Annotated in this window: 7 protein-coding genes; 2 read left to right on the forward strand and 5 right to left on the reverse strand. The window is 21.5% G+C overall.

All coding sequences use genetic code 11. The features are described 5' to 3' along the window. Positions 1-243 precede the first annotated feature (243 nt). A complete protein-coding gene (locus tag Q4E08_RS08670) occupies positions 244-789 on the forward strand; it encodes a hypothetical protein (protein ID WP_303130214.1) in 546 nt (181 codons plus the stop codon). A 43-nt stretch (positions 790-832) separates the two neighbouring features. Here the strand turns inward: Q4E08_RS08670 and Q4E08_RS08675 are convergent, their stop codons facing one another. Together Q4E08_RS08675 and Q4E08_RS08680 are read right to left on the reverse strand one after the other, a co-directional pair. After that, on the reverse strand, positions 833-1,498 hold the full coding sequence (locus Q4E08_RS08675) for a hypothetical protein (RefSeq protein ID WP_303130216.1): 666 nt from the start codon (positions 1,496-1,498) through the stop codon (positions 833-835). An 80-nt stretch (positions 1,499-1,578) separates the two neighbouring features. Beyond that, positions 1,579-2,103: a hypothetical protein gene (locus Q4E08_RS08680; RefSeq protein ID WP_303130218.1), complete on the reverse strand. Its 525-nt coding sequence runs from the start codon at positions 2,101-2,103 to the stop codon at positions 1,579-1,581. A 358-nt stretch (positions 2,104-2,461) separates the two neighbouring features. Here Q4E08_RS08680 and Q4E08_RS08685 point away from each other — a divergent pair, with 358 nt between their 5' ends. After that, on the forward strand, positions 2,462-2,953 hold the full coding sequence (locus tag Q4E08_RS08685) for a CarD family transcriptional regulator (RefSeq protein WP_303130220.1): 492 nt from the start codon (positions 2,462-2,464) through the stop codon (positions 2,951-2,953). 131 nt (positions 2,954-3,084) lie between these two features. Here the strand turns inward: Q4E08_RS08685 and Q4E08_RS08690 are convergent, their stop codons facing one another. The 3 genes from Q4E08_RS08690 to Q4E08_RS08700 form a co-directional block, all read right to left on the reverse strand. Further along, on the reverse strand, positions 3,085-3,312 hold the full coding sequence (locus Q4E08_RS08690; RefSeq protein ID WP_303130223.1) for a DUF2922 domain-containing protein: 228 nt from the start codon (positions 3,310-3,312) through the stop codon (positions 3,085-3,087). A 45-nt stretch (positions 3,313-3,357) separates the two neighbouring features. Beyond that, positions 3,358-3,579, reverse strand: coding sequence for a DUF1659 domain-containing protein (locus Q4E08_RS08695; protein ID WP_303130225.1), 222 nt, complete (start codon positions 3,577-3,579; stop codon positions 3,358-3,360). Positions 3,580-3,751: 172 nt separating this feature from the next. Further along, positions 3,752-3,961 carry a zinc ribbon domain-containing protein gene (locus Q4E08_RS08700; RefSeq protein ID WP_303130226.1) on the reverse strand — a complete coding sequence of 70 codons (210 nt, stop codon included), beginning with the start codon at positions 3,959-3,961 and terminating at the stop codon, positions 3,752-3,754. Positions 3,962-4,010 lie beyond the last annotated feature (49 nt).

A 4,010-nucleotide genomic window follows, 5' to 3' on the forward strand; every position in this document is an offset into this window, starting at 1 on the left:
ATATGTTTTCATTTTATTAATATTTATTATAATTTTAATTCTTACCTTAATGGTATAATTAGTATATATAAGAAATATATACTTAAACTTAATTTTTATAAGCTATTTAATTTTAATTATTTTTATTATTATATTAGGCTTTATTTTAAAGTTTTTAAGCCTAAAATAACTTTATTATATTTTTAGAAAATTTAATATTATTAAAAACAAACTTTAAATTTAATTAAAAAGGACTGTTTTATTATGAAAAATAAAAAAATAATCCCTTTAATCATAAAAATAACATCTTTTATAGTAATAGTAATCGCTGTAATACTTGCCTTTAGAATTTGTGATACTGTAAACGTTAATAATAATGAATCTTTAATATCTTATATTGAAAAAAAAGAAAATTCTTCAAACATTGAAATTAAAAAGAAAAAAAGCTATGGTGATTTATGTTTTCTTTTATATACTAAAAACAATAACTCATACAAACTTATAATTTTAAATAGAGATAATATTTTTAAAAATAGATATTGTTTATTTGGTTCATCAGGCTCCTCATTTAAAACAGATCCTGTTGAAATATATATTTTTCCTCAGACTAATTACAATTTAGTTGTAGTTTTTGGTAATAATTCAAAGCTACATGCTTCTAAATACGAAATAGTTAATAATGACAAAATACTTTATGATGAAAATTTAAATGTTAATCAATATATTTTAGGAGTATACAAAATAAAATCTAATGATACTTTTTCAAATAAAGTAGAGTTTTTTGATAATGAAGGAGATAGAGTGTTTTAAAAAAACTACCATATATTATTTATATATGGTAGTTTTTTTATTTCTAATTTAATTTTAAGTTAAATATAGCACTTGGTTTACTATCTAAAATATTTGGATAAAACTCAACTATAATATCTTCTGATTTACTGTTTAAAGCATAAGCTGCACTTGCAGTACACTTTTTACCTTTACTTATACTCTTCGAAACCTTTTCTGAACTTATTGGATAACTCTCTAATATATTTCCTTCTTTATCATAAACTTTAAAATTACTATCTGATATAAATAAATTTTCACTTAAATTTAAATTTTCATAAGTAAATTCTAATAAAATAACTTTATTAGCCTTTGTATTTAAAAATTCATTTCTTTCTTTTGTTGTATTTAAACTATTAATCTTAACAGACATAAGTTTATTTCCATCGTCATCTTTTTCATAATATGCTTCTTTTAATTTATATTTATTGTTTTCTTCACTTAAATTTTCACTAGAAACTTCTTCATCACTTTTATACTTATTACTGTTATTATCATAAGATTTTATTTCTTTGTATAAATTACTGTTATTTAATACTTTACTCTCCATTTCTAAAAGGTACTGATATCTTTCTTTTGTAAGGTTTACCCCATTTCCTACAAGGCTCATAAATAAAACTCCTATAAGAAAAGAACTTATAGCAATTATAATTTTATTTGATACTATTTGTTTTATTTTTTCTTTAATCAAAAAAATCCCTCGCTTTGCAATAGATACACTTCAATTATCTTAGAGTATCACCACAAAGAAAGAGATTTATTCAAAATCTTCTAAATCCTCTTTACATTTAATTTAACTTTATATTCCTCTTTTTGACCATTTTCAAATTGTAATTTTAATTTTAAATACATATTATTAAGTAAATATTTTTTATCATAATGTCTTGTTATGTACTCTCCAGAGATTCTGCCTATATTTGCTTTTAAATCTCCTGGAGAGGAAAATAAATGTTTATCATAATTTTCTGATTTAAACTTAGTAGAAAATAATGTCTTTTCATTACCATTTATATCAACACCATTTCCATTAACACATATTTGAATTTCATAAAACTTTAAATTTTCTTTATGAACTCCTAAATATTCAATTCTTCCTCCTTCTAATATATCTTTATTATAGCTTTCTATTATAATTCCATCAGTAACTTTTAAATATTCATTTTCTCCATTTACTGAATAAACTTTAAATGACTTATTTATAATATCTGATTTATTTTTATACTTTGTTGCTATACCGATAAAAAATATATTCGTTATAATTAATGCTATAAATAAGAAATTAAATTCTTTTCTCATAATCTCACCCCATACATTAATATATAATCTCCATATTAACCAATATTTATTTAAAAAATTCACAGCTTTTTGTTTTTTTATAATTATTTTTTTATAAAATTACATATTGTTATAAAGCCTATTGCCTAAATAATATATAAATATATATTGTAATTGATACCACTAATAATTTGTGATATAATAAAAATTTTATTATTATAAAAAATTATGTTATAATATATTTAAATAATAAAAAAATTTTTTTGCTTCAAAGTAATAATGCTATATTATTGCTTTTAATTTATCTCAATTTATAGGATAAAAACTATTATTAAAAAAGTTATGCACATAAGAAAAATATAATAAGGAGGTTTTTTATTTGTTTAATGTCGGTGATAAAATTGTATATCCAAGCCAAGGGGTAGGTGTTATTGATCTTATTGAATCAAAAGAATTCAAAGGTAAAATGCAAAATTATTATAAAATACACCTTTTTAATAGTTCAATGAAATTAATGGTACCATTTAGCGTAGTTGAACCATCACATATACGATTAGTAAGTGATAAAGATGAAATTGATAACATATTTGACCATATTGATGAATTCTTAGATATAGATTATGATTCAATCCCTAACAATTTTAGAGAAAGAATTGCTATTAATAATGAAAAGATTAAATCTGGCACTTTGACAGATTGTATACAAGTTATATGTAATCTTAGTAAAATCAATTCTAAACATCATTTAAATAATGTTGAAAAACAAATGCTAACAAGTACAAAGAAAATTTTAATCGAAGAAATATGTCAATCTAAAAACTTATCTAATACTGAAGCTGAAGAATTATTAAACGCTTCTATAACCTTTTAATTCAAATCAAAAAATATATTTTTCAAATAAACTACTTTGATTTAGCGTTATTTAAAAATTAAATTCAAGTATTAAGGGACGCTAAATACGTCCCTATTTTTTTATTATTAATCTTTTATTTAATAAATGTTTTATGATATTACTAATTCCATTTCTGTTATTTCTTTTGTAATTACCTCTGCCTTAACTTTTTCACTTAAAGCTCCACCAGATGTAATAAATACGTCTTTCTCAATAATTAAGTCCATTAAATCATTTACTTCAGTATTAGTTAAATCATCTCTTACTTCTCTAATTGTTAAATTAACCTTTTTACCAAGCTCATTTTTAAACCCCATAACTAATATTCTATCAATCATTATAAATACCCCCTTTTAATTTATAAAACTATTTTTCTTCTTAAATTATTCTGATATTAATACGCTTTCTTCTTCTCTTTCAATTGAAACTAATGGATAAGATATTAATTCTGATATAGCTTTTCCTACTGCATATATATTTTCATCACTTGCTTGTAAGTTTAAATTCTTATAAGTTTGATGCTTAATTATATCGTTTTCCTTCTCATCCTTTCCCCTATTATAATTTACTGATAAAGCTAATCCTTTTATTGTTTTTGTTGCCATGCTTATCAACTCCTTTCATTTAATAAATATGCACTTTACTAAAAATGAAAGAAATTTTTTATAAAATATTTTAACTTTGAAAAATCTATTAAAATAAAAAAGAGAACCTTACATAAAATGCAAAACCCTCTTAAAATCCTATTTATTATATAATTAATTAAAATACAAAGAATTAACCAATTAAAAAATCAAGTATGTTCCAACCATCACTGCTTTGTGCTTTATATAGCTCAGTAAATCCACATCTTGTACAGCTTATAGTTATAAATTTCTTATTTTGAATATCAAATATCTTTGCGAAATTTCCTCCTGTAGCTTGAAATTGATCTGATTCATAATGATTATTTCCACACTTTGCACAAACATACTGCTTTTTTTCCATAATTATCTCCCCTTTAAAATCTCTTTATTTAAATATACAAAAATTTCTT

It is taken from the genome of Clostridium sp., from assembly GCF_030532265.1.
Classification (GTDB): Bacteria; Bacillota; Clostridia; order Clostridiales; family Clostridiaceae; genus Clostridium.

Coding starts and splice junctions, on each gene's coding strand:
- Q4E08_RS08670 (WP_303130214.1), top strand. CDS start 244: ATGAAAAATAAAAAAATAATCCCTTTAATCATAAAAATAACATCTTTT.
- Q4E08_RS08680 (WP_303130218.1), bottom strand. CDS start 2,103: ATGAGAAAAGAATTTAATTTCTTATTTATAGCATTAATTATAACGAAT.
- Q4E08_RS08690 (WP_303130223.1), bottom strand. CDS start 3,312: ATGATTGATAGAATATTAGTTATGGGGTTTAAAAATGAGCTTGGTAAA.
- Q4E08_RS08695 (WP_303130225.1), bottom strand. CDS start 3,579: ATGGCAACAAAAACAATAAAAGGATTAGCTTTATCAGTAAATTATAAT.
- Q4E08_RS08700 (WP_303130226.1), bottom strand. CDS start 3,961: ATGGAAAAAAAGCAGTATGTTTGTGCAAAGTGTGGAAATAATCATTAT.